The organism is Glaciecola punicea (assembly GCF_001756615.1).
GTDB classification, from domain to species: domain Bacteria; phylum Pseudomonadota; class Gammaproteobacteria; order Enterobacterales; family Alteromonadaceae; genus Glaciecola; species Glaciecola punicea.
The window spans coordinates 258,906-281,497 of sequence record NZ_LZXY01000004.1; the positions used below are offsets into that span (position 1 = coordinate 258,906).

The window sequence follows — 22,592 nt, forward strand, 5'->3', positions numbered from 1 at the left end:
TAAATGAAATTCATGAGCTTACTACCAGCATAAGGACAGTAACAAAATGCACCATTACAAAAAGCGTATCAGCTTAATAGCAATCTGCTTCTTTACTTTGATAGCGCTGTTTGGATGTGCTGAAAAAGAACCAGCTCGGGAAGTCAGCTTGTCAGTGCTGGTAGACAGCCCTGCAGAATTTAACAACAGCCAAGTGACCACCAACGGCAAAGTACGTCATTTTGAAACGCCTATGCATTACTGGATTGAAGATGAGAGCTTAAACCGCGTTGAAGTTGTGCCGCATGATAAAGTAGGCCCTTATTTAGGACAATTCGTAGTGGTAACGGGAGAGTTTCGCTTCTCGGCGACTACAGGGCGTTCAATAATACTAAGTGAGATTAAGCGTCAGTGAGAGGCGAAAGCCACGCATGGTAGTGACAATTATGAAAATAATGTTTATGACACAAACTGCATCCGATGAAATGGCATTTCTCATAAATCAGTATCTGATTATGACAAAAGAAACTATGCCAGAAATGGCACGTAAAGCGTCAAGCACTTGGCCGGTTAAGCATGATCATTGTTTTCAGCGTATTGTGCTTGATTCAGTATGCCAAGGTGTATGGTACGAGAGCATTAAGCGTCCTGCATATAAACATTTGACTTACCCGCAGGCAGAGCTTGCCGTTAAACTGTGTAATGAAATTATTGCGGGTCAGGTCGACTTGTCAGGCCTGAATTTACAGTCACTCACTTGGCGGGGCAAGCGCTAGGTTAGCGTGTTAATAGTGGCTGGTTTAACAGGTAAATTTGCATTCTTTATAAATTGAATGAAGAGTCTAAGCATGTTTCAATAGCATGCTATGCACTCACGCAACTTACATAAAAACGGCTATGATTTCGAGGCGCTAACGCGAACTCACCCTTTGCTTGCGCCCCATGTTATACGAAACCCTAGCGCAAGAAAAACAATCGACTTTGGTAATGCGCATGCAGTGAAGGCGCTAAATGCGGCTTTGTTAAAGCGCTACTATCATATTGAACACTGGGACATTCCTGAGGGATATTTGTGTCCGCCCATTCCTGGACGAGCCGATTATATTCATGCCATTGCCGATTTATTAAGCGCTTCGCCCGCCACCCCAGCATCGACGAGACAGTTTCCTGCCAGGCTCGTAGGCCTAGACATAGGTACTGGCGCAAATCTAATTTACCCCATTATTGGTAGTCAATCGTATGGTTGGCATTTTGTGGCTAGTGATGTAGACAAGGGTGCCATTGCGTCTGCAAATTTGATTCGGTCTAGTAATTCTGTGCTGCGAAAAAGCGTCAGGATCCTCCAGCAGCATAAGCTTAACAGCATTTTTGATGGCGTAATAAAGCCACATGAGCAATTCGCATTTAGCATGTGTAATCCACCTTTTCACAATAGTCAAAAAGAAGCGTTAGCGGGCTCTATGCAAAAAAATCAAAACATTAAGCGTAACCAAGATAAGCGTCATTCCTCAATTCAAGGCCATAGCTCGCCAAAAAATGATCGAAGTGGCTCTCATCTGAATTTTGCAGGACAAAAGAATGAGCTGTGGTGCGCCGGTGGTGAAGTGGGCTTCATCAGCCGCATGATTGCTGAAAGTGTGCATTATAAAGAACAAGTAACGTGGTTTACGTCTTTGGTGGCTAAGCAGAAAAGTTTAGCGCCACTATATAAGAAGCTCACTCAGGTTGGAGCACTAGAATATAAAACAGTAGGTATGGCGCAAGGCAGCAAAATAAGTCGTTTTATTGCATGGCGCTTTTAACTGTCTTTTTTCCCACAAAATGTTCGATATTGACACAGCCCAGATGTCTCCTTTTAGTGGCATTGTGTCAGTACCACCGTATATGTTGGGAAGTACAATCGAATAATTTTGTGTCAGGCGAGAATAGAGCGAAATTCACATCCACTTGGGCATGGGTTGGCAATTATTTTCAGACGAAAGAACTAGCAAGCGCCTGTCGCTGGGTTTTACCGATGGACAAGCCCTATTTACGGCAAACGAACTTAGTCCGTCATTCAAGGCTCCAGAAAAAAGGGTATGCTTAAAGTTATTGATCCGAAAGCTCTAATGATTTTATCCAGAGATAGCGGCCCGTTAGTCCTGTATCAATTTCGCCTAACAAGCGAACTTTAGTTTCTGCACCAATCTCACGGCTTTGCCAAACAGAGCTTTCAATTTCTACTCGAATTTCGCCAGTTTCATCTTTGAAAGTATAATAATCTTCTCTTAAGTGCGAGGTAATATTGCCTAAAACGGTGATGTAAGTTCCCAGTCGTGCATCAGCAATTTGCGACACTGTAGTTTTGTTCCCCTTGGCGCTAGGACCAGTGAACTGGGCTGACACGCTTAATGTCATTATTACGAGAATAACAGAAATCATTATTTTTATTTTCATAGCGACTTACTCCATTGATTAAAGTTTTAGTCCATGTGGCTAACGGTCATGGCATTTCTTAGTTCTTTAATTGTGAAAATAGTTCAATTTATCGAATCATGCTATGGCAGCGGTTATTCAATATATATCGGTGCTAATAGGTAAAAAGAAGCTTAGCGCGTATGTTATTACTTTGAATTGTCGAAAATTCAGGAGCCTGTTAGGAGTAGCCCAGGGTAAATTAATTGCCTTTAAGCCTTAAGTCTCATATCGTTCCCACCGTGTTTTGTTTTAGGATAAACGTCAAGTTCACGCATTCACTCGGTCTAGCGTTAGAGCAAAATTTACGATTTGAAGACCAAAAAGTCGCGTATCTTTTATTTTTATGTAGTTTGACAAAAGGCCTAATTATTATGTCATATCAGCAAGAATACAAACATTCTATCGAGTCTCCCGAAAAGTTTTGGGCCGAAAAAGCTGCAGATCTCGCTTGGTTTAAGCCACCTTCAAGTATCTTATCTACTGATGAAAACGGTATGGCCCAATGGTTTGCCGACGGCGAAATGAATACTTGCTACATGGCGCTTGATCATCACGTAAAAAATGGTCGTGGTGATCAACTTGCCTTAATTTACGATTCACCGGTGACTGAATTAAAAAGCCGATTTACCTACCAAGAGTTACGCGATAACGTAGCCACTTTTGCGGGCGTGCTCAAGCAATACGGTGTGGACAAGGGCGATACCGTTATAGTGTATATGCCAATGATTAGTGAGGCTATTATTGCCATGCTTGCAGTTGCGCGATTAGGCGCAGTGCACAGCGTAGTGTTTGGTGGCTTCTCAGCTCATGAACTAGCGGTGCGTATTGACGATGTGCAGCCAAAGCTTGTTGTTACGGCGTCTTGTGGCGTTGAAATTAATCGAATTATTGAATATAAGCCGATGGTAGATGAAGCCATAGTGCTTGCTAAACATAAACCTCAACACGTTATTTTGCTGCAGCGCCAGCAGTGTATCGCTAGTATGCAAGCTGTTCGAGATATTGATTGGCAAGACGCACTTTTTTCAGCAAGGCCTGCCGATTGCGTGGCAGTTAAAGCCACCGACCCGCTCTATGTACTATATACATCGGGCACCACGGGCAAACCCAAAGGTGTAGTGCGCGATAACGGCGGTCATGCGGTAGCACTTAAGTACTCTATGAGTGCGGTTTATAATCTCAAACCCGGGGATGTATTTTGGGCTGCTTCCGATGTCGGCTGGGTGGTAGGGCATTCATACATCGTGTATGCGCCTTTGCTGCACGGCTGCACGACTATTGTTTATGAAGGAAAGCCGGTTAGGACGCCCGACGCTGGTGCATTTTGGCGAGTCATTGAAGAATACAATGTTAAGGCTATATTTGCCGCACCTACTGCATTTAGAGCCATACGAAAAGAAGACCCCGAAGCTAAGTTGTTAGCCAATTATAATATAGACTGCTTAGAGACAATTTTTATGGCGGGTGAACGTTTAGATCCTCCCACTTATGAATGGACGTTCAAAAAAACCGGTAAGCCGGTGGTTGATCACTGGTGGCAAACTGAAACCGGCTGGGCAATTTGCGCTAATTTAATGGGCATCGAAGCTTTACCGGTTAAAGCGGGCTCGGCCACAAAGCCAGTGCCCGGTTTTAATATTCAAGTTTTAGATCCTTATGGAAAACCTCTGCCTGCTAATACACAAGGTGCGATTGTGCTAAAGCTTCCCTTGCCGCCTAGCTGCTTGGCGACTATCTGGGGAAATTTTGACCGCTTCAGTGACGGCTACTTAACAGAGTTTCCTGGCTATTACAGCTCTGGTGATGGCGGCTATATAGACGAAGACGGCTACTTGTTTATTATGGGCCGAACAGATGATGTCATCAACGTGGCCGGCCACCGCTTATCAACGGGCGAAATGGAAGAGATATTAGCGGCTCATAATGCGGTAGCCGAGTGCACGGTTATTGGCGTGTACGACAGTATAAAAGGACAAGTGCCTGTAGGTTTTGCTCTGCTTAAAGATGGCGCAGATATTAGCGCCGCAGCCTTGCAAACCGAGCTTGTTGCCATGGTACGTAAAGAAATTGGCGCACTGGCTTGTTTGAAGCAGGTTATTGTGGTGCCTAGATTACCTAAAACGCGTTCAGGTAAAATATTGCGCAAGGTGCTTAGGCAAATTGCCGACAATGAAGAATTTACAGTGCCCTCAACGATAGATGATCCCGCTAGTGTGGCGGAGATAAAAGACATAATGCGCAGTAGTGGTCTGGTGAAAGAGTAGCTATTACTCCTTAGTTGAAGTCCTTGCTGACAAAGATATCTTGCCCAGTAATATGTCTTTAAACATGACCCAGTCACCCAAAAAACTGTAAAAAGGATACTTGAACGTAGCAGGCTTGTTATGCTCGAAGAAGAAGTGGCCCACCCACGCAAAGCCATATCCTATTATGGGAACTAGCCACAGCAGAGCGCCTGACGCGCTTATTATTACATAGGCAATAAGAGCTAATACCAGACAAGAGCCAATGAAATGCAGTAAGCGACACGTTGGATTAGTATGCTCACTTAAATAATGTGGGTAAAACTGTGAGAAGCTGGTGAATCGGGATTCTGACAAAATGCTTACCTCTTATATCGCTGGGTCATGAAAGGCTTTTTCAAGGCTTAATAAACGGGGCACAGCGGATTTCTCAGATAGCAAAACGCGTCTTCGTAAAGCGATGGTTTCGTTCATTAAAAAAGCAACGACTGTTATATGCTCTATATGAGTTTGTCATATTCAGCAAATTTATCATACTGTTTATATCTGATTCTTATTTCCAAGGAAGTTGTCTATGCATAAATGTTTGAAATTAATAAAATACTACCTGTTGAATAGTGCAGGTTTATAGTCTATTTTGCTTACACTATGCACCGACAAGTTTGTCGTCATACAAGGTCTAGGAAGACACGATGAACGAAATTTTATCCCTCACCGGCGCAAATCTGATCTCGCCTATTATTCTTAGCTTTGCACTGGGTCTTGTTGCTGCTTTGGCGCGCTCCGAACTTACAATACCTGAGGCGGTTGCCAAAGGTATGTCGATATACCTGCTGTTTGCAATAGGCTTTAAAGGCGGTGTTGCGGTTAGCGCGCACGGTATTGACACAACCTTGGTGCTATCGCTTGTGGCCGGAGTGGTGCTGTCATTTGGGCTGCCAATGCTCGCATTTGGGATGCTGCGACTCATGACGGGACTGTCTAATATTGATGCCGCGGCTGTTGCTGCGCATTACGGGTCGATAAGTATTGTGACTTTCGTTGCGACCACATCGGTACTCAAAGGCCAAATGATCGACTCTGAAGGCTACATGGTGGCAGTTGCTGCCGTAATGGAAGCACCTGCCATTCTCTCAGCGCTGTGGCTAGTGGCACGCAGCGGGTCTAAAGCTAAAATGGAGCCTGACCTTATGCGTGAGCTAATGCTTAATGGCTCCATTGTGCTGCTTGTAGGCTCGTTCTTTATAGGCGCGCTTACGGGTGAAAAAGGCTTGGCTGAAATAAGCCCTTTCATTGTGGCGCCCTTCAAAGGTGTATTATGTTTGTTTTTGCTAGATATGGGGTTAATCGCCGGGCGTGGCCTGCGCCAGTCAAAGAAAGTGCTTAGTGTAGGCGCGGTCGCTTTTGCGATCGCCATGCCGCTGGTGAGTTCTTTCATTGGTTTGCTAGTTGGCATGCTAATTGGATTGTCGCTAGGGGGGATTGTTCTGTTAATGGTTCTATGTGCATCAGCCAGTTATATCGCGGTCCCAGCTGCCATGCGAGTGGCCTTACCTGAGGCCAATCCAGCGATCTATTTAACCCTTTCACTTGGGGTCACCTTCCCCTTTAATCTTGCGCTGGGGATACCTTTGTATCTTGCCATTGCCCAAACTGTAACCGGAGCTTAATATGCAAACCCATATCGCAAAACGTGTCGAAATTGTTATAGAAGCCCCATTGGAGCGCCGCCTTACCACCGCACTGACTAAGGCCGGTGTTACGGGCTACACAATACTGCCGGTGTTAGGTGGATCAGGCCGCTCAGGCCAGTGGACGCTCGAAGGCCAAGTAGGCCGCGCGGGCATGGTGTCGGTTGTTTGCTTAATCAAACCAGAGCGCTTAGACACCCTGCTAGAAGCTGCATACAGGGTGGTTGAAAAACATATTGGCGTTGTCAGTATTACCGACGCGCACGTTGTTCGGGCTGAGCGATTTTAATTTCCGCCAGCACTTGAATACGCGCTTTTTGGCGCAGTCTCAGGTTTATTAACTACCCCCCTTAGCAATATTTTTATTCGGAACACTACATTATGTTTGCAAGGTTTCATCGTGAAAAAGCGCCGTTAATCGTTATCGAGTTCACTGGCGAAAAAGCGAATGCACAAAATTTCGCAGTCTATTTGAAAGGACTAGAAGAAAACTACGCAGGCAAAGAAGACATTGCCTTAGTATTTGACGCGCGCAATGCGCTTGATTTAAACCCGGTGTATCAGCTAAAGCAGGCTAAGTGGTTAAGGCAAAATAAGGATGTGGTTGAGCGCTACTGCCAGGGGATTGCCTATGTTATCCCCAACGCTTTTTTAAGAAATATGCTCGCTTTAGTATTCAAAATTCAACCTAGCCCTGTTCAATTTAAGGTGTTTGAAACTTTTGAAGACGCTTACGCGTGGGCAAATGCGCAGTTAAAAGACTGATTTTTTTCGGGTCTACTTTGATAGTGAGGCAGCGCGATTTCAAATAGCTAGAAGATCGCAACGAGCGGATCCGCGATGTCGTACAAGGTCACAACGGTAGCATATATGTACTAACTGACCGCATAAATGGCAAAGTACTTAAGCTAACCTCGAGCTAAAACGCAAAGGGGACATAAAGACTGAAGTGTTCAAAAGTTCAAATATCATTTTGAACACTCTTGCTGTTAGTTGCGTACCCATTAAGTAACAAAGACCACATAATTTTGTGTGAATTAATTACCCTTATGGAGACCCTTATGATTAATCTTAAAGCTGCCGTTTTGTTAACGTCTGTTTGTGTTTTAGCCGCTTGTTCGCCTTCAACACCCCCAGAGATGGCCGATCTAGAAAACAGTATTTTAACCGCAACGGGCAGCACGCTTGGTACTGTTACTTTAAAAGATCTTGGTGAAGGCGGAACGCAAGTGACTGTTAGCATCAGCGGTCTTGACGGCGCAGGAACGCATGCGATGCATTTTCATGAGTTTGGTTTATGTGACGCGCCTGACTTTACCTCGGCCGGTGGGCATAAAAACCCGATGAATATGGCGCACGGTAAATTGGCTGCCGATGGTCCTCATGCAGGCGACATGATGAATATAGAAGTAGGCGATGACGGTACTGGCAGCTTAACAGTTATTAATGAGCTGGTGTCCATAAACGGTGAACATGGTTTACCGGCATTGCTAGATGAAGACGGTACCGCGCTTATTATTCATGAAAAGGCTGACGACTATATAACGCAGCCAACAGGCGCTGCGGGCAGTCGCATTGGCTGCGCTTTGATTGAGTAAGTCTGCATAGTCCTAATAGTAGCTATAGAATAAATGGTAGTGGGTCTTATAAGGACTAATACCATTGAACTATACGGAGTAACTAAGTAAGTAAAAACAGCAAGTCATGTGAGTCATTTGCTGTTTTTATAGACTTATGCTTTTACATGCCTACTCAAAAAAAGTAGCCTTTAGTAAGATATATTACAAGTATCATTCTAGGGTCCCGTTACTCAAAGAACAGCCCCAGGTAAGAGCGTAGTGCTCAACCCAAGCAGCGTAGCCATGAGCAGCACCTAATGGCAGATTTACCTAAAGGTATAATTAAACCCTTCCTACCGGTGATACGCTACAAAAATAGTTCCATTTATTTTGATCCTTATCTTAACATTTGATAGTAAATAGTAATCATTATCATTCGTATATTATTCCAAAAGGTAAAATAAATGTACCAACGCACAACAATCGCAATTTGTATCGCATCTGCGCTATTTGCTTCATCTGTACATGCAGTCGTCACGCAAGTTGATCCTCAAAAAAACGAAATTGAACGCATAGAAATAAAAGGACAGTCTGGAACATTTGAGGCATTTCCATTCAACATAAATACGGTTGAAGAGGGCAAAATTTTAGCGGGTAAAAAAGTGTCAGTCGTTGACTTAAGTTTACAGCCTACTTTTGTTGAGCCCAACTTGCGTCAAGTGTTTTCTCGTCTGCCGGGCTTATTTGTTTCTGACCAAAAAATACCGAGCATTTATAACGTTAACTATCGTGGTTTAGGTAACCCACATGAATCAGAATTTGTGGCTTTTTATCAAAATGGCATACCGCTGGCGTCTGATGTGTTTGGCTACGCTACCATTTATTATTTACCGCCTGCGCAGCGCATTCAGCGCGCTGAATTTATAAGAGGCGGCGGTGGTTTACTGTATGGTCCGCAAATTGGTCCGACCATCAATTTCATGACAACACGTGCTAACCCTGACGCAAAAAACAGCGCGTCAACCGAGCACAGTATTGGCAGTGACGGTTTCTACAGCACCTACAATGAAGTACGCTACGCAAAAGACGATTTTGGTTTTATTGCCAGTCTAGAGCATCGGCAGGCCGACGGGCCCCGCACTAACGAAGACTACGAGGTGAATTCGGGTTACGTTGGGCTCGCATACAAAGGTTTTGACGATATTCGTATTGGTTTTGATGTAGATGTATATCAATCAGACTCAGGCGAAGCAGGTCGTTTAAGCTCACGCGAATTTGCGCAAAACCGTGACTTGGTAAATACCCCTTTCAACCGTATCGAGATAGACAGAGTAATTGCTTCACTTACCTACGATCAACAGCTTAGCAATGACTCAACTCTTAACGGTAAGCTTTATTATTCCTACCAAGACCGTTTCAGCCGACGTTCTGGTGCGTTTTTAGAGCCTGCTGACGAGCCCGCAACCACGAATATTGATCAACAAGAATTCACCACTGTGGGGCTTGATGTACGCTATGCACAAGCATGGGGCGCTAACAATGTATTTACCGCAGGCACTATGTTGTATCGTGGAGACAGTCCTAGAACACGGTATGTAAGCAGCAATATTCGCTCAAACACCCAAAACGCTGACGATTTATTGTTTGATCAGGACCGGGTTATGACCTACTCATCGGTGTTCGCTGAAAACTTATTTCGCTTTGGTGACTTAAGTGTAGTGCCTACGCTGCGCTACGAGCGCGTAAATTATGATTTATTTGAGCCATTAAAGCGTGCAAGTTTAGAGCGCAGTGCCATTAATATTGATAAAACCAGTAATGAACTGTTATTTGGCCTTGGCGCAAGCTATAGAGTAAATAATGCAACGGAGGTATATGCGAATGTATCAGAGTCTTACCGGCCGCAGCGATTTGATGATTTAGCTAATCCTAACGCCGAACTCACTGGGGCAAACGGGCCTGGTATTTCCAGCGCAAAAAACTTCGAGCTAGGCGTGCGCTCTATGGTGATAGACGGTCTTAACTTGGATGTGAGTCTTTTTAGAATTGATTTTGACGACAAAGTTGAGCAAATACAGGTAAACATCGTAGATGTGCAGCGAGTGAACTCTGGTAACTCTCGTCATCAGGGCATTGAGTTTAGTGCTGAATATGATTTCTTTCATCAGCAAAATAACGACAGCAAACTAATTGGCTTTATTAACGGGTCTTTATTAGATGCAGAAATTACGCAAAGCACAAACGCCAACCTAGTGGGTAATACACCAGGATTTGCGCCCGATTATGTGCTGCGAGCGGGCTTTATTTATAGCCAAGACAAGCTAAACGTTGCCTTAACCGCGACGCTGGTAGACGAGCAGTTTTGGCAAGATTCAAATCAGCCGCGAGGAGCAGGTAACGGTCAAATAAATGCTATCATTGATGCCTATCAGGTAGTCGACTTAAGCGCTGATTATGACATTAATCAGTCGTGGTCAGTGCAAGCCGGTATTAATAATTTGCTTGATGAAGATTATTACAGCCGTGTTAGAAACGACGGCATTGAGCCGGCGGCTGAGCGCACCTTGTACCTTGGGTTTAAATTTCAGCTTTAGGCTAGTTGAGGAATTTTGTAGTCACCCTCAACTAAATGCGTAAATACAAGCTGTCTTTGTAAATAAAGGCAGCTTTACGTTTAGTTTAAGCATATTCAAGTAATCCGAGCGACAAGCACCATCAAGATTTAGAGCAACATGCGCAATTAGCTAAAGGCTCAACCGTAATGTTTGTCCAAGTACAAGTCATTGCGTCAAAGAATTGCAAAGTATTTACCGGAGTAGTGCCATATTGGGTGAGTATTTTTATCGCTTCCAATGCCTGCATTGCCCCCACAATACCCACCAAAGGCGAGATAACGCCGGCTTCTGTACAGCTTAAACTTTGCTCACCAAAAAAATGACTCATACAGGCATAGCATGCACTTTTACGCTGCGGGATAACGCAAAATACTTGCCCTTCCATGCGAATAGCGGCGCCCGACACCAGCGGTGTTTTTTGCGCGTAGCAATGCTTGTTAAGCTCGTTTCTAGTGGCTAGGTTGTCACTGCAATCAAGTACTATATCGTGCTGCTGTATGGCCTGACAAAGTTCATCGGGACCTAGCCTATGATCAATCGGAAGCACCTCAACAAAGTGGTTAATATTACGCAAAGTCTGCGCGGCTGAATCTACTTTTTTATCACCTATGCTACTTTCAAAGTGAAGCACCTGACGTTGTAAATTAGTACTTTCAACAATATCATCATCAACAATAGTAATCTTACCTATACCGCCTGCCACCAAGTACTGCGAGGCCGCGCAGCCTAATCCGCCAACCCCAATAAGCAATACACTGCTATTGATCAGTAACTCTTGTTTGTCCAAATCAAAGCCCGACAGCATAATTTGGCGGCTATAGCGCATAGCCTGTGCTGTAGTAATTGTTTGCATTTATATTTTCCAGTGGACATTTATGTGTGAGCAATAATAAGACAGCCCTTATGGGTAAAGTATACAGCGTATAAGTGTATTGTGAATGGCAAGTCTTTTGACGATGATGTATTCTTTAAAACATACGCAATGACGATTAGACCAATGTCATAATAATGGAGAACTAGATGAAAAAGTTTTTAATAGCAGTGGTAGTCATTGCAGTATTGCTAGGTGGCGGCGCATGGTATTTGCTAAGCGGTGCAGGAGATTTTATTCGTGCTCAAATTGAAGAGCAAGGTAGCCAGTTTTTAGGCACGCGCGTTTCTGTTTTTTCCGTAGACGTAGCCTATTCACAAGGGCGCATGACGATTACAGATGTAGACGTAGAAAATCCAGCTGGGTTTAGTCAGTCTAACGCCTTTAGTTTTGAGTCAATTACACTTGAATTAGGAGAGGTATTAGGCGAACCCTACACGGTTAAAACGCTTATTGTGAACGCGCCAGAAGTACTATATGAAGTAGATGCAAAAGGCCAAGGCAACCTAATAATATTAAAAAATAACCTGATGGCTAACTTGCCCAAAAACAACGAGCCTGTTGACCCTAACAAAAAGGCTGCTAACCCCCTTGTTATTGTTGAAAACGTGACGCTCAGCGAGGTGCGCCTTAAGCTTGATTTTGAAAAACTGTCCACAGGGGAGTTAAACATTGAGAAAAAGGTGTATGAAATTACCTTGCCCACGTTCAATGCGGGTTCAATTGGGAAGCCAAACGGTATTCCAGCAGACCAAGTAGGCGCGGCCATTGTAAACGCATTGCTTGACAACATAATTGCTCAAGCTAAAGCCGAGGCTAAAAATCGCTTAAAAGAAGAGGCAGAAAGAAAGCTCAAAGAAAAGGTGGATGAAGAAAAACAGAAGTTGCTAGACAAAGCAGGTGATAAACTGAAGGGCTTATTTGGTGAGTAAAGCACAGCCCATACCCAATAGCTTGAGTCATATTGATGAAAGCGGCAAAGCGAATATGGTCGACGTTTCAAATAAAGAGATTACGCAGCGTATCGCGCGTGCTGAAGGATATATAAGTATGCTGCCAACGGTCATTGAGCAAATACAGCAAAACCAAATTGCTAAAGGTGATGTGTTTAGCGTGGCCCGTATTGCCGGTATTCAAGCAAGTAAAAACTGCGCTAATTTAATTCCGCTGTGCCACCCTTTAATGCTGACTAAGATACAGATTGATTTTGAAATTGATGAAGAGCAAAATCAAATACGTATTCTGTGCATGTGCAAATTAAACGGTAACACAGGGGTTGAAATGGAAGCGTTAACGGGCGTGTCGGTGGCGGCCCTAACTTTGTTTGATATGTGTAAGGCTGCTGATCCCAATATGACTATTCATTCTATCCGCGTACTTGAAAAAACGGGCGGTAAGACTGGGCACTGGCAAAGGACGTGAGTAAGCGCGACTATGCCACGCCCTTTGTCGCCTCTCTTAATTGCGGTTACTCACGTACTCATCGTAACTGCCTTGGAAGTAGTTTAACTTTTTATCTTTAATTTCAATAATAGAGCTGGCCAAAGTAGACACAAACTCACGGTCATGGCTAACAAAAATAAGCGTACCATCGAAGTTTTTGAGGGCAGTGTTCAACGCTTCAATTGCTTCCATATCCATGTGATTTGTTGGTTCGTCCATTACAATGACATTAATCTCTTGCATCATAAGTTTGCCAAACAGTAGGCGATTCTTTTCGCCTCCTGAACAAACCTTTACGTCTTTTTCAATGTCGTCGGCGCTAAACAACAATCTTCCCAATATAGCGCGTACGGCTAGGTCGTCGTGCTTAGGTGTGCGCCATCTTGACATCCAATCAAATACCGTCGCAGAGCGCTCAAAGTCGCTGCTAACGTCTTGAGCCAAATAGCCAATAGAAGCATTTTCAGACCATTTTACGATGCCTTTGTTGGCTTCAAGCTCTTTTACTAAGCAGCGTAAAAAGGTTGTTTTACCCGCACCGTTTTCGCCTATTACAGCAAGCTTTGCGCCAGCTTCAAGTAAAATATCTGTACCTGTAAATAAAGTTTCGCCGTTAAAGCCATGCGATACGTCATGAAGTTCAAGCGCTAAGCGGTGCAGTTTTTTATGTTGCTTGTAGGTAATGTAAGGAGTTTGTCGACTTGACGCTACGACCTCGTCTAGCTGAATTTTATCCATGCGTTTGGCCCGCGAAGTCGCCTGTTTTGCTTTTGACGCATTTGCTGAGAAGCGTGCTACGAAGCTTTTTAGCTCAGTAATTTCTGCGGATTTTTTGGCATTTTCAGTATGCAGTTGTTCTTGAACTAGGCTGGCTGATGCCATATAAGACTCGTAGTTGCCGACATAAATGCGCAATTCGCCATAGTCAATGTCAGCCATATGCGTGCACACCTCGTTTAAGAAATGGCGATCGTGCGAGACAATAATCATTGTGCATTTTCGCTGGTTTAAAACGTCTTCTAGCCACTTTATGGTAAATATGTCGAGGTTGTTGGTCGGCTCATCTAATAGTAAAATTTCTGGATTTGAAAATAAAGCTTGAGCAATTAGCACGCGTAGTTTTACACCTGGTGCAACTGCCGACATCAAACCGAAGTGATATGACTCGCTAATGCCTGCTTCTAGTAGGAGTTCTATGGCGCGCGATTCTGCGGTATAGCCGTCCATTTCTGCAAATTCAGATTCCAAATCGGCTACTCTCATGCCGTCTTCTTCAGACATTTCAGGCAGTGAGTAAATACGATCTCTTTCTTTTTTGACTTTCCACAGCGCGGCGTCGCCCATGATTACCGCATCGACTACCGAGAATTCTTCAAAGGCAAATTGGTTTTGATTCAATGTGCCAATACGCTCGCCTGGCATTACTGATACATTACCTGAGGATGGTGTTAGCTCACCGCTGAGAATTTTCATGAAGGTTGATTTGCCACAGCCGTTAGCGCCAATTAAGCCGTAACGATTGCCGTTACCGAATTTAGCCGAAATATTTTCAAACAATGGCTTAGCGCCAAATTGCATAGTGATGTTAGCGGTAGTGATCAAACTGGTATTTCCTTTGACGGTATAAAATGCATGGATACTGATAAAAGATGACAGACAAGCATATAGTTTGTGCAAAAATTGCGCGCGCACTATACCCTAAAAGCCATATTCATTAAACCTATGATTGGTTGATACTTAACAAATTTCTAATTTGAACGGATTTAGCGCGTAAAACCGTCCTTTTGTAACGTTTTGTTAACCTCAATGTGCTAAAACATTCTACGGACTGCTGAAAAAATGCGACGTTTTTGAAAATCATGTTACCGGCTAAGATGTTTACGGCAACATTAATTAACGCACCAATTTAGTATTTTAATAGCATTCGTTATTTCACTTTCTTTTTGTAGCTTATAGACTCACACAGTCGTTAAGCAATTTATTTAATACAGCGCAGCTAATATAGTTATGATGGAAGAGAAAAAAGGCCGTTTGCACAAAGCTTACTACCGTAATGGTGAAAATCATCGCGCGGGTGCCGACGTTAGTTTTGGCGATATTGTAAAAGTATTTGGCTTTAGAGGTGTTGAGGTTGGACGCTGGGTAAGCAAAGAAGAACAGCAGTTAGCGGCTAACCTATTTTTTGACGCGCTGTGTGACTTAATGGATATTTTGTCAGTACCAGAGCAAGTTATATCGTTGAACGCCACGTTAGCGATTAATTTTGGTATAGGCGGCCGTAAAGGCGCTTATGCCCATTATAATGGGGCAAGTCGAACCCTAGCGTTGGCCAAGAACGCGGGTGGAGGCGCGCTCGCGCATGAGTGGTTTCATGCCTATGACCATTACATTTGCACCCGCCAGTTCCATACTACCAACCCGAGACTTTATGCCAGTGAAGTATGGCTTAACAACATAGCCCAACTTAAACCACATCCGCTCAACCTAGAATTAGCAAGCGCTTTTGAAAGTATGTTCCTAAAGCTTGATAAGACCGGCCCGAGTGAACTCATGCAGCAAAGTATTTTGACCGACAAATCATACAATATGTTTTACTATGCAAGGCCGCAAGAGGTCGCTGCAAGAGCCTTTGAGAGAATGATACAAGAACATAGGCTTAAAAATAGCTTTTTAGTCGCTGGCACTATGCAAAGTAAAGAAGCACGAGTTGGGCTGTATCCGCATTCTGATAGTCTATTCAAAATTCAGTACCATTTGTACGGCTACTTTGCAGGTTTAGCACGTAGTTTACGACGCTAAGCCTGTCCAGTTTAATAAACCAAGGTGGTGGCGTTCAAACGATGCTATGGTTTAGAAGTAAGCGCCGATTGAATAATGGTCGCATGTTCAGCCAAATCGTGGCCTAAATTGGTCAAGTAACCGCCGTCGTGCTGATCAACAATCCCTTTTTCAAATAAACGCTGGGCTGCGTTGACTAAAGCTGGGTCGGCATTGTTATGGATCTTTATACCCTGCATAAGACTTTTGTCTGGAAATTTTAAGATAAGATTTAATTCGTCAATAAGCTCTTTAGTAAATGACATGCTTTCTCCTTTAAAATTATGTTCTCGTACTGTAAATAGTATCAAATTTCATGTCTTAGACTATCGTTTTACGATCACAAACACAAAACAAAAAGTAGGTTAATGAAAAATAACTGCAGCGGTTTCTGCCCTAATCTTTGGCTTGATATAAAGCCTTGTCAGCTTGCTGTAAGACAATGTCTGGGGTCCACTTTCGATTAGGGCTAAACGGGAAAGTGGCGCCGGCCATGCTGCTGAGCCGTTGGTTCTCAAAACTTTCGGCTAAAAGGATGCGAGCGCGGCATAGTGGCTGATCTTGGCGACTACGTTACTCTGCTGCTGGCTTCACAAACTTCAATGTCATTCTATCTGACTCACCAATTTCTCGGAATTTTTCGTCTTTTTCAGCAATAGGTCTGCTGGCTTGCAGTGCCCACACGCCGTTTTCCCAATCGGCTGGGTCTTTTGCGTTGGCATTTATTTCGCTGGCGGCGGCTAGCTCAAAGCCTGCGTTCTTGACTAAGTCTACAATATAGCTTTGTTTTACATATCCACGCATACTTGTTACTGGGTCGTGCTCTAAGCCTTCAGGTCCGCGGTGCTGAACAATACCTAGAACGCCGCCTGGCTTTAGACTCGCCAATACTTCTGCTAATAAACCGTTTACATCGCCGCGGCCAATTTGGCCGTGCATGCCACGGAATATAAGCACGGTATCAACGCTGTTAGGCGAGGCAAACGGGACTGTTTGTCCAATGAAGCGAGCCGTAGCATTGTCACCAAACATGTCGCTGTCGTGATCGATAAATGTTTCGCGCCACTGCATAGAACCGTCATAGCGCTCGCCGGGGGCTGGGCTGCCATTTAATGCAATGTATTTGCCGTCTTGCGCGGTAAGTGGCGCTAGTATGCGGGTATACCAGCCGCTTGACGGACCAAGCTCTGCCACTGTCATATTTGGCTGTATGCCAAAAAAGTCTAGGGTAGCGACGGGGTTGCGATACTGGTCTCGCTCCATGTCTCTTGGTGTACGAAACTCATTACCACTAACCGCTTTTTCAATAGCGGCTTTACCCGACATCATATTACTGTGAACTTCGTCTTTTTTATGGTCATCAGCTTTAACAGCGGCTGCGGTGAGCAAGAAAAGTGCGCTGGTTGCGCCTAATATTAGAGGCTTTATCATATCGGGTTAGGTCCTTGGCTGATGTAGCTTACTAAGCTAAGCTACTTTAATGTTTAAGATATAGCCTTATTCATACATATTCCAGTCAATTTTGGATGTTTTGATACGGCTTGTATATTTGCTATTTCTCGAATTAAAGCGTACTGGCTAAGCTTTTACCAAGACAAAAAAAGATGCAATTGATTCTCCACATAAGTCTGTTAGAGACTGGGCGCTGTATTCTTTGAAATGCACATATCTACATGCATTATGCCATCTTCTAAATAGTGCTTTGAAACCTCTGTAAACCCAAACGTACGATACAGGCGACTCAAATGGCTTTGGGCGCCAATAGTTATATCGCATTTTGGCCACAGTAGAAAAGTGCGATCCACACACTCTTGAATAAATTTGCGACCTAAGCCCGAGCCGCGCATAGATTGGACGAGTAGAATTCGGCCTATGCTTGATGTGTTAAAGCTGAGCCCTTGTGGTAATAAGCGAGCATAAGCAATAAGCTTTTCATGCTCATACAGCATAAGGTGATGCACATCATCTTGAATATCTTTATAATCAATGTCCTGATAAATGCAGGTTTGCTCGAGCACAAAGGTTTCGCTGCGTAAATGCAGTATTTCATAAAGCTGTAGGCAAGTGAGTTCATTAAAGGGTAAACAAAGGTAATTCATTGAAAATACTCATATTGAGCTTGTAAACAGGCAAGTTACATAAAGTAAACGATTGCCTTAGAACAGTGAAGTAAATAATTCGCTGACCAAGCGTTAGGGCAGCAAGCTTAGCAAAAATCATACAAGGTTTTACGCTACAAATAACAAAAATGATATATGATTACAACAACGTAGTTTGTTTATACAACAATGAGAAGCAGTATGCCAAAAGCCAGTGAAATTAAGAAAAATGCCGCGATAGAATATAACGGTAAAGTCTACTTTGTAAAAGATATTGCCAAACTGACCCCAAGTGGCAGAGCAGGGGCTAGTTTATATAGAATGCGCCTGTACGAAGTTGCCACCGGCGCTAAGGCTGATGAAAGCTTCAAAGCCGATGAAATGATAAACACTGCAGAATTCAGTAAAAAGAAAGTGATGTTTTCATATGTAGACGGTAACGAATATGTGTTTATGGACAACGAAGACTACACCCCATACTCACTTGACAAAGAAGTCATTAGCGACGAACTGATGTTTATTACCGAAGAAACGATTGGCTTGCAGGTGTTAATAGTTGACGAAAAACCCGTGGGTCTTGAATTACCGACCTCGGTAGACTTAGTCATTACTCAAACCGATCCTTCTATAAAAGGTGCTTCTGCCAGCGCCCGTACCAAGCCTGCCGTATTGTCTACCGGCTTAACGGTGCAGGTGCCTGAGTACATTTCAAGGGGTGAAAAAATTAAAGTGAATACGGCAGAAGGTAAGTATACTAGTAGAGCCTGATACGCGATCTTATAAGCCTATACTTGGTCGTAATTGGCTAGTTTTGACAGTGCGAAGTGATAAACTCTCCGTAAGCAGACACTTAGGACGATTAGTACAATGATTACGCATAATGACATAAGCGACTTAACGGTAGCGGCTCATGCAATTAAAAAGTTGCTCGACATAAAGTTTACCCGAGCAAAAGAACGCCACGCGGCTGCAATGGGCTACGCGTCTTCAAATCATTTGTTAGCGGAGCTAAAAGAAGGCCCAATTCAGCAAGAGTTTGATGTGTATATAGACGTTTTAAAAGCACAGGCTTTAGCAAAACATCAAATTAAGATAGACGATGACTTAGTTGAGCGCTTACGCTTTGAACTAGTAGAACAGCCTTGAGGCACTGCTAAAACTCACTAATATTGTGCCCTAAGGCTTGGCAAATTCCGTCTGCTATAAAACTTGTTTGATGACATTTAGCATTTTTATGCTCATCGTTAAACGCTATTTCGGCCGTTAAATTTACACCTATAAAAGAGCTACTAATGTTAAAAGTATCTACTACCAAAACCCGTGTTTACGCTGTTAGCGCGGCAATTTTATTTGTTTTTATGCTGGCTGGCGCAGTGTATATAAATTCGCAAGGTATACAAACAAATAAGTACAATGTTGAAAATACCTTAGGGCTTAGTTTAGATGTTTTAAGCGCTAAGGTAGATGCGCGAGTGGCACAAATGAAGCTTATTTCTAAAGGCCTAGCGAATGACAAGCACATTCACGCATGGGTAAACGATGGTTTTGATGCTAGCCAGGAGTCGGTCTTGGTGGATAAGCTAGGTTTTTATGTTGAAGAATATGGCCTTACCAGTGCTTCATTTGCGGATAAAAATTCACATAAATATTGGAATCACGAAGGTTTTTTAAGGGTTCTTACGCCTGAAACAGACACGTGGTATTTTGCTTACCTAGCAAGTGCTAAGCAAGATTTGGTAAGTATTTATTATGATCAAAATAAAAAGCGAGTTGACCTTTACGTTAATTATCAACAAACAGATGGGAATGGGCTGTCGGGCATAGCTACGTCTTTCAACGGTGTGCTTAATATGCTAAATGACTCAGTTTTTGCGCAGCATGGCAATGTGTTCTTGGTGGATAGTGCAGGCATTATTCAGGTACAAAGCGGCAGTTCGGGCGAGAAAAAGTACGATCAAGTTGGCCAAGACGACGCCAGCGGTCCGCAAAATTTGCAGTTATTGCTTGGCGAAAATAACGCTAAGTCAATGCTAAAGGCACAAGGTGAGCAGGGCGCGCAGTTCACAAGCAGTCTATCAGATGAAAACATGCTTATAGGCAGCAGCTATATTCCTAGCATGGCTTGGTTCATGGTGGCGCAGGTGCCTAAAGACGCGCTTGCCACATCGTTGAGTGCGCCACTGACTAAACATGATGAATAAGTGCCAGATTACTTACTACATTTATAATAGTTTTATTTTACACAACAAAAAAGGATAGTTGATTTGGCCGTTCATTGGTTCCCCGGGCACATGCACAAAGCCCTCACAGAAATGAAAGAAGCCTTACCAAAGGTTGACGTGTTAATTGAAGTGCTTGACGCGCGCATTCCTTATTCAAGCGAAAATCCTGAAATAGCCAAAATAAGAGGCGACAAACCCTGCATTAAAATTTTCAATAAATCTGATTTAGCCGACCCTGACTCTACCGCCGAATGGCAGGCGCATTTAGAAGACGATCGCGCGGTTAAAACCTTTACCACTTCTATTGACAACATCGCCAAAACTAAACATATATTAGAGCTTATACGAAAAACATGTGCGCAAAAAGATGCCTCAGTTAAAACCATTAACGCGATGATTATAGGTATTCCAAACGTCGGTAAATCTACCCTAATTAATATACTGGCAGAACGGGTGATAGCCAAAACCGGCAACGAACCTGCGGTTACAAAAAGCCAGCAAAGAATAAATTTAGGTAATGGCATAGTATTGCTCGATACACCAGGCGTGTTGTGGCCAAAGTTAGAAAACCCCAACACGGGTTATCGACTCGCTATTTCAGGTGCGGTCAAAGACACTGCCCTTGAATACGATGACATTGGTTTTTATGCCGCCGACTATTTACTTAAAGCTTATCCGCAGCTATTAAAAGAGCGCTATAAAATTGATGATCTACCCGCAACCGAGCTTGAGTTTTTAGAACTTGCCGCGGCTAAAAGAGGCGCATTAATGGCCGGTGGCAGGGTTAACCTACATAAAATTTGTGAACTGCTTATCGGTGAATATAGATCAGGTAAGTTGGGTCGAATTACCCTTGAAACCCACGAGATGATTGCAAAAGAAGAAGTAGAAATGGGCAAAGCTGCTGAAAAGAAAGCTGCAGAGAAAGCCAGCCGCAAACAGAAGTTTAAAGACGGGTCACTTACCCCCGACAAAAGAGATAGAAAAGAAATACGCACGGGTAAACGTGAAATGCAAAAAGAATCAAAAACAAAGCGATAATTTAATTACCGCTGTCTTCTAAAACAGAATTAAGTGCTATAACGTAAGCCTACAAAAGAGACCCCGACCTTTGTGGGAATGACCGAGGGCGAATTAACGTTGGTATTTACTTACAACGGCACTTACATCTCTAACCCTACTACCTTCCTTTCTCAAGCTTGGCTGGCAACAAGCGCTTGCTCAATATCAGCAATAATATCGTCTATATGCTCAATACCCACCGATATTCTTACCATATCTTCAGAGACGCCAGCAACCGCCAACTCCTGAGGGCTTAATTGTCTGTGAGTGGTGCTAGCTGGATGGCAGGCTAGAGACTTTGCATCGCCAATGTTTACCAAGCGCAAAATTAGGTCAAGTGCATCAATAAACTTTGAACCGCCCTCAACACCGCCTTTTATACCAAAGCTAATAATACCGGCTGCTTTACCCCCGCATATGCGCTGGCAAGTGTCGTAGTATTTACTTGAAGGCAAGGCTGCATAATTGACCCAGCTTACCGCGCTGTGAGCGCTTAAATATTTGGCTACGGCTTCTGCATTTTCGCAGTGTCTTTCCATACGTAATGACAAGGTTTCAAGGCCCTGCATAATTTGAAACGCGCTTTGTGGGGCTAAGGCCGCGCCAGTATTACGAAGAGGTACTACGCGGCAGCGGCCAATATAGGCGGCTGGTCCGAGTGCTTCGGTATACACAACCCCATGATATGACGGATCGGGTGTGGTCATCATTTGGAATCGTTCAGAATGAGCGGCCCAATCAAATTTGCCTGAATCGACAATGATGCCGCCAATGGTGGTGCCGTGGCCACCAATGTATTTGGTTAGTGAGTGGATTACAATATCGGCGCCATGATCAAATGCTCGGCATAAAATAGGCGTGGCTACGGTGTTGTCGACTATTAAGGGGACACCTGCCGCATGTGCAATTTCGGCCCAACGTTCTATGTCAACGACGTTACCGGCTGGGTTGCCAATTGACTCACAAAAAAGAGCACGTGTGTTTTCGTCAATTAAAGAGGCTATCTTGTCAAAGTCTTCACCCGGCGCAAAGCGGGCTTCTATGCCTTGACGCGGGAATGTGTGCGCAAACAGGTTATAAGTGCCGCCATAAAGTTGGCTCGAACTAACAATATTTGAACCTACTTCGGCAATAGCTTCTATGGCATAGCGAATAGCGGCCATGCCAGAGCCAACGGCGAGTGCGCCAATACCGCCTTCAAGCTCAGCAACGCGCTGCTCAAGCACCGCGTTGGTTGGGTTCATTATACGGCTGTAAATGTTACCAGGAACCACTAAGTTGAAAAGATCTGCGCCATGCTGCGTGTTGTCGAAAGTAAACGAGGTAGTTTGATAAATAGGGGTAGTGGCTGCGTTGGTTGTTGGGTCGCTTTTAAAGCCGGCATGTAGGGCAATTGTTTCTGGTTTCATCTATTTCTCCGTTGTCATTGAGGCGTTTATTAGTGCTAGCGCTTAATAAGCCTAAAGATTTGTATTGTGTTAGTTTCAGGATTATTTCAAGGGTAAAGATTATTAAAAACTAGAGTGAATCTAAG

Annotated in this window: 24 protein-coding genes and 1 pseudogene; 17 read left to right on the forward strand and 8 right to left on the reverse strand. The window is 43.7% G+C overall.

From position 1 onward, the window contains the following. The first annotated feature begins 46 nt into the window (after positions 1-46). The 3 genes from BAE46_RS07095 to rlmF all read left to right on the forward strand — a co-directional run bounded on the left by BAE46_RS07095 (position 47) and on the right by rlmF (position 1,781). Positions 47-394, forward strand: a complete 348-nt coding sequence (locus BAE46_RS07095) for a hypothetical protein (protein ID WP_006005823.1) — start codon at positions 47-49, stop codon at positions 392-394. A gap of 31 nt (positions 395-425) precedes the next feature. Then, a complete protein-coding gene (locus tag BAE46_RS07100) occupies positions 426-755 on the forward strand; it encodes a hypothetical protein (RefSeq protein WP_238528963.1) in 330 nt (109 codons plus the stop codon). A 90-nt stretch (positions 756-845) separates the two neighbouring features. Next, positions 846-1,781: a 23S rRNA (adenine(1618)-N(6))-methyltransferase RlmF gene (rlmF, locus tag BAE46_RS07105; RefSeq protein ID WP_006005820.1), complete on the forward strand. Its 936-nt coding sequence runs from the start codon at positions 846-848 to the stop codon at positions 1,779-1,781. A gap of 286 nt (positions 1,782-2,067) precedes the next feature. Here rlmF and BAE46_RS07110 read toward each other — a convergent pair whose 3' ends face one another. Then, complete coding sequence (locus tag BAE46_RS07110; RefSeq protein WP_006005818.1) at positions 2,068-2,415, reverse strand: NirD/YgiW/YdeI family stress tolerance protein; 348 nt, start codon at positions 2,413-2,415, stop codon at positions 2,068-2,070. 392 nt (positions 2,416-2,807) lie between these two features. Between BAE46_RS07110 and BAE46_RS07115 the strand changes: the two genes are divergently transcribed. Continuing rightward, a complete protein-coding gene (locus tag BAE46_RS07115) occupies positions 2,808-4,700 on the forward strand; it encodes a propionyl-CoA synthetase (RefSeq protein ID WP_070112252.1) in 1,893 nt (630 codons plus the stop codon). Positions 4,701-4,703: 3 nt separating this feature from the next. Here BAE46_RS07115 and BAE46_RS14325 read toward each other — a convergent pair whose 3' ends face one another. Further along, positions 4,704-5,039 carry an Mpo1-like protein gene (locus tag BAE46_RS14325; RefSeq protein WP_081483938.1) on the reverse strand — a complete coding sequence of 112 codons (336 nt, stop codon included), beginning with the start codon at positions 5,037-5,039 and terminating at the stop codon, positions 4,704-4,706. A gap of 332 nt (positions 5,040-5,371) precedes the next feature. Between BAE46_RS14325 and BAE46_RS07120 the strand changes: the two genes are divergently transcribed. The 6 genes and pseudogenes from BAE46_RS07120 to BAE46_RS07140 all read left to right on the forward strand — a co-directional run bounded on the left by BAE46_RS07120 (position 5,372) and on the right by BAE46_RS07140 (position 10,523). Beyond that, positions 5,372-6,349: a sodium-dependent bicarbonate transport family permease gene (locus BAE46_RS07120; RefSeq protein ID WP_006005812.1), complete on the forward strand. Its 978-nt coding sequence runs from the start codon at positions 5,372-5,374 to the stop codon at positions 6,347-6,349. 1 nt (position 6,350) lies between these two features. Continuing rightward, on the forward strand, positions 6,351-6,659 hold the full coding sequence (locus tag BAE46_RS07125) for a P-II family nitrogen regulator (RefSeq protein WP_006005810.1): 309 nt from the start codon (positions 6,351-6,353) through the stop codon (positions 6,657-6,659). A 92-nt stretch (positions 6,660-6,751) separates the two neighbouring features. Beyond that, positions 6,752-7,135, forward strand: a complete 384-nt coding sequence (locus BAE46_RS07130) for a SpoIIAA family protein (RefSeq protein WP_070112148.1) — start codon at positions 6,752-6,754, stop codon at positions 7,133-7,135. Between the two features lie 62 nt (positions 7,136-7,197). After that, positions 7,198-7,293: pseudogene (locus BAE46_RS14590) on the forward strand (hypothetical protein); the annotation flags it as partial. A gap of 138 nt (positions 7,294-7,431) precedes the next feature. Beyond that, positions 7,432-7,968, forward strand: coding sequence for a superoxide dismutase family protein (locus BAE46_RS07135; protein WP_070112151.1), 537 nt, complete (start codon positions 7,432-7,434; stop codon positions 7,966-7,968). 425 nt (positions 7,969-8,393) lie between these two features. Next, entirely contained in the window at positions 8,394-10,523 is a 2,130-nt protein-coding gene (locus BAE46_RS07140) for a TonB-dependent receptor family protein (protein ID WP_006005804.1), read from the forward strand. 121 nt (positions 10,524-10,644) lie between these two features. Here BAE46_RS07140 and moeB read toward each other — a convergent pair whose 3' ends face one another. Further along, positions 10,645-11,397 (reverse strand): molybdopterin-synthase adenylyltransferase MoeB, encoded by a 753-nt coding sequence (gene moeB, locus BAE46_RS07145; RefSeq protein WP_006005802.1) that lies wholly within the window; start codon positions 11,395-11,397, stop codon positions 10,645-10,647. A 167-nt stretch (positions 11,398-11,564) separates the two neighbouring features. On the opposite strand from moeB, the gene BAE46_RS07150 reads away from it, so the two are divergent. Together BAE46_RS07150 and moaC are read left to right on the forward strand one after the other, a co-directional pair. Further along, positions 11,565-12,347 (forward strand): AsmA family protein, encoded by a 783-nt coding sequence (locus BAE46_RS07150; protein ID WP_006005800.1) that lies wholly within the window; start codon positions 11,565-11,567, stop codon positions 12,345-12,347. Further along, positions 12,340-12,837 carry a cyclic pyranopterin monophosphate synthase MoaC gene (gene moaC, locus BAE46_RS07155; protein ID WP_006005798.1) on the forward strand — a complete coding sequence of 166 codons (498 nt, stop codon included), beginning with the start codon at positions 12,340-12,342 and terminating at the stop codon, positions 12,835-12,837. Before BAE46_RS07150 ends, moaC begins: the two co-directional genes overlap by 8 nt. A 36-nt stretch (positions 12,838-12,873) precedes the next feature. Here moaC and BAE46_RS07160 read toward each other — a convergent pair whose 3' ends face one another. After that, on the reverse strand, positions 12,874-14,460 hold the full coding sequence (locus BAE46_RS07160; RefSeq protein WP_070112152.1) for an ABC-F family ATPase: 1,587 nt from the start codon (positions 14,458-14,460) through the stop codon (positions 12,874-12,876). A gap of 405 nt (positions 14,461-14,865) precedes the next feature. On the opposite strand from BAE46_RS07160, the gene BAE46_RS07165 reads away from it, so the two are divergent. Next, positions 14,866-15,657, forward strand: coding sequence for a CLCA_X family protein (locus BAE46_RS07165; RefSeq protein ID WP_006005794.1), 792 nt, complete (start codon positions 14,866-14,868; stop codon positions 15,655-15,657). Between the two features lie 44 nt (positions 15,658-15,701). Here the strand turns inward: BAE46_RS07165 and BAE46_RS07170 are convergent, their stop codons facing one another. The 3 genes from BAE46_RS07170 to BAE46_RS07180 all read right to left on the reverse strand — a co-directional run bounded on the left by BAE46_RS07170 (position 15,702) and on the right by BAE46_RS07180 (position 17,774). Next, positions 15,702-15,941 (reverse strand): TIGR02647 family protein, encoded by a 240-nt coding sequence (locus BAE46_RS07170; protein ID WP_070112154.1) that lies wholly within the window; start codon positions 15,939-15,941, stop codon positions 15,702-15,704. A gap of 307 nt (positions 15,942-16,248) precedes the next feature. Continuing rightward, positions 16,249-17,106 carry a class I SAM-dependent methyltransferase gene (locus tag BAE46_RS07175; protein ID WP_070112156.1) on the reverse strand — a complete coding sequence of 286 codons (858 nt, stop codon included), beginning with the start codon at positions 17,104-17,106 and terminating at the stop codon, positions 16,249-16,251. A gap of 200 nt (positions 17,107-17,306) precedes the next feature. Continuing rightward, on the reverse strand, positions 17,307-17,774 hold the full coding sequence (locus BAE46_RS07180) for a GNAT family N-acetyltransferase (protein WP_070112158.1): 468 nt from the start codon (positions 17,772-17,774) through the stop codon (positions 17,307-17,309). Positions 17,775-17,975: 201 nt separating this feature from the next. Between BAE46_RS07180 and efpL the strand changes: the two genes are divergently transcribed. From efpL to ylqF, 4 genes are all read left to right on the forward strand, one after another. After that, positions 17,976-18,542, forward strand: a complete 567-nt coding sequence (gene efpL / locus BAE46_RS07185) for an elongation factor P-like protein EfpL (RefSeq protein WP_006005782.1) — start codon at positions 17,976-17,978, stop codon at positions 18,540-18,542. 99 nt (positions 18,543-18,641) lie between these two features. After that, positions 18,642-18,920, forward strand: a complete 279-nt coding sequence (locus BAE46_RS07190; protein ID WP_006005780.1) for a hypothetical protein — start codon at positions 18,642-18,644, stop codon at positions 18,918-18,920. A 146-nt stretch (positions 18,921-19,066) separates the two neighbouring features. Continuing rightward, the gene (locus BAE46_RS07195) at positions 19,067-19,975 is read left to right on the forward strand and encodes a cache domain-containing protein (RefSeq protein ID WP_070112160.1); all 909 of its coding nucleotides are present in this window, start codon (positions 19,067-19,069) and stop codon (positions 19,973-19,975) included. A gap of 63 nt (positions 19,976-20,038) precedes the next feature. Next, on the forward strand, positions 20,039-21,037 hold the full coding sequence (ylqF, locus tag BAE46_RS07200) for a ribosome biogenesis GTPase YlqF (protein WP_070112162.1): 999 nt from the start codon (positions 20,039-20,041) through the stop codon (positions 21,035-21,037). Between the two features lie 152 nt (positions 21,038-21,189). Here the strand turns inward: ylqF and BAE46_RS07205 are convergent, their stop codons facing one another. Beyond that, on the reverse strand, positions 21,190-22,467 hold the full coding sequence (locus BAE46_RS07205; protein WP_006005772.1) for an O-acetylhomoserine aminocarboxypropyltransferase/cysteine synthase family protein: 1,278 nt from the start codon (positions 22,465-22,467) through the stop codon (positions 21,190-21,192). Positions 22,468-22,592 lie beyond the last annotated feature (125 nt).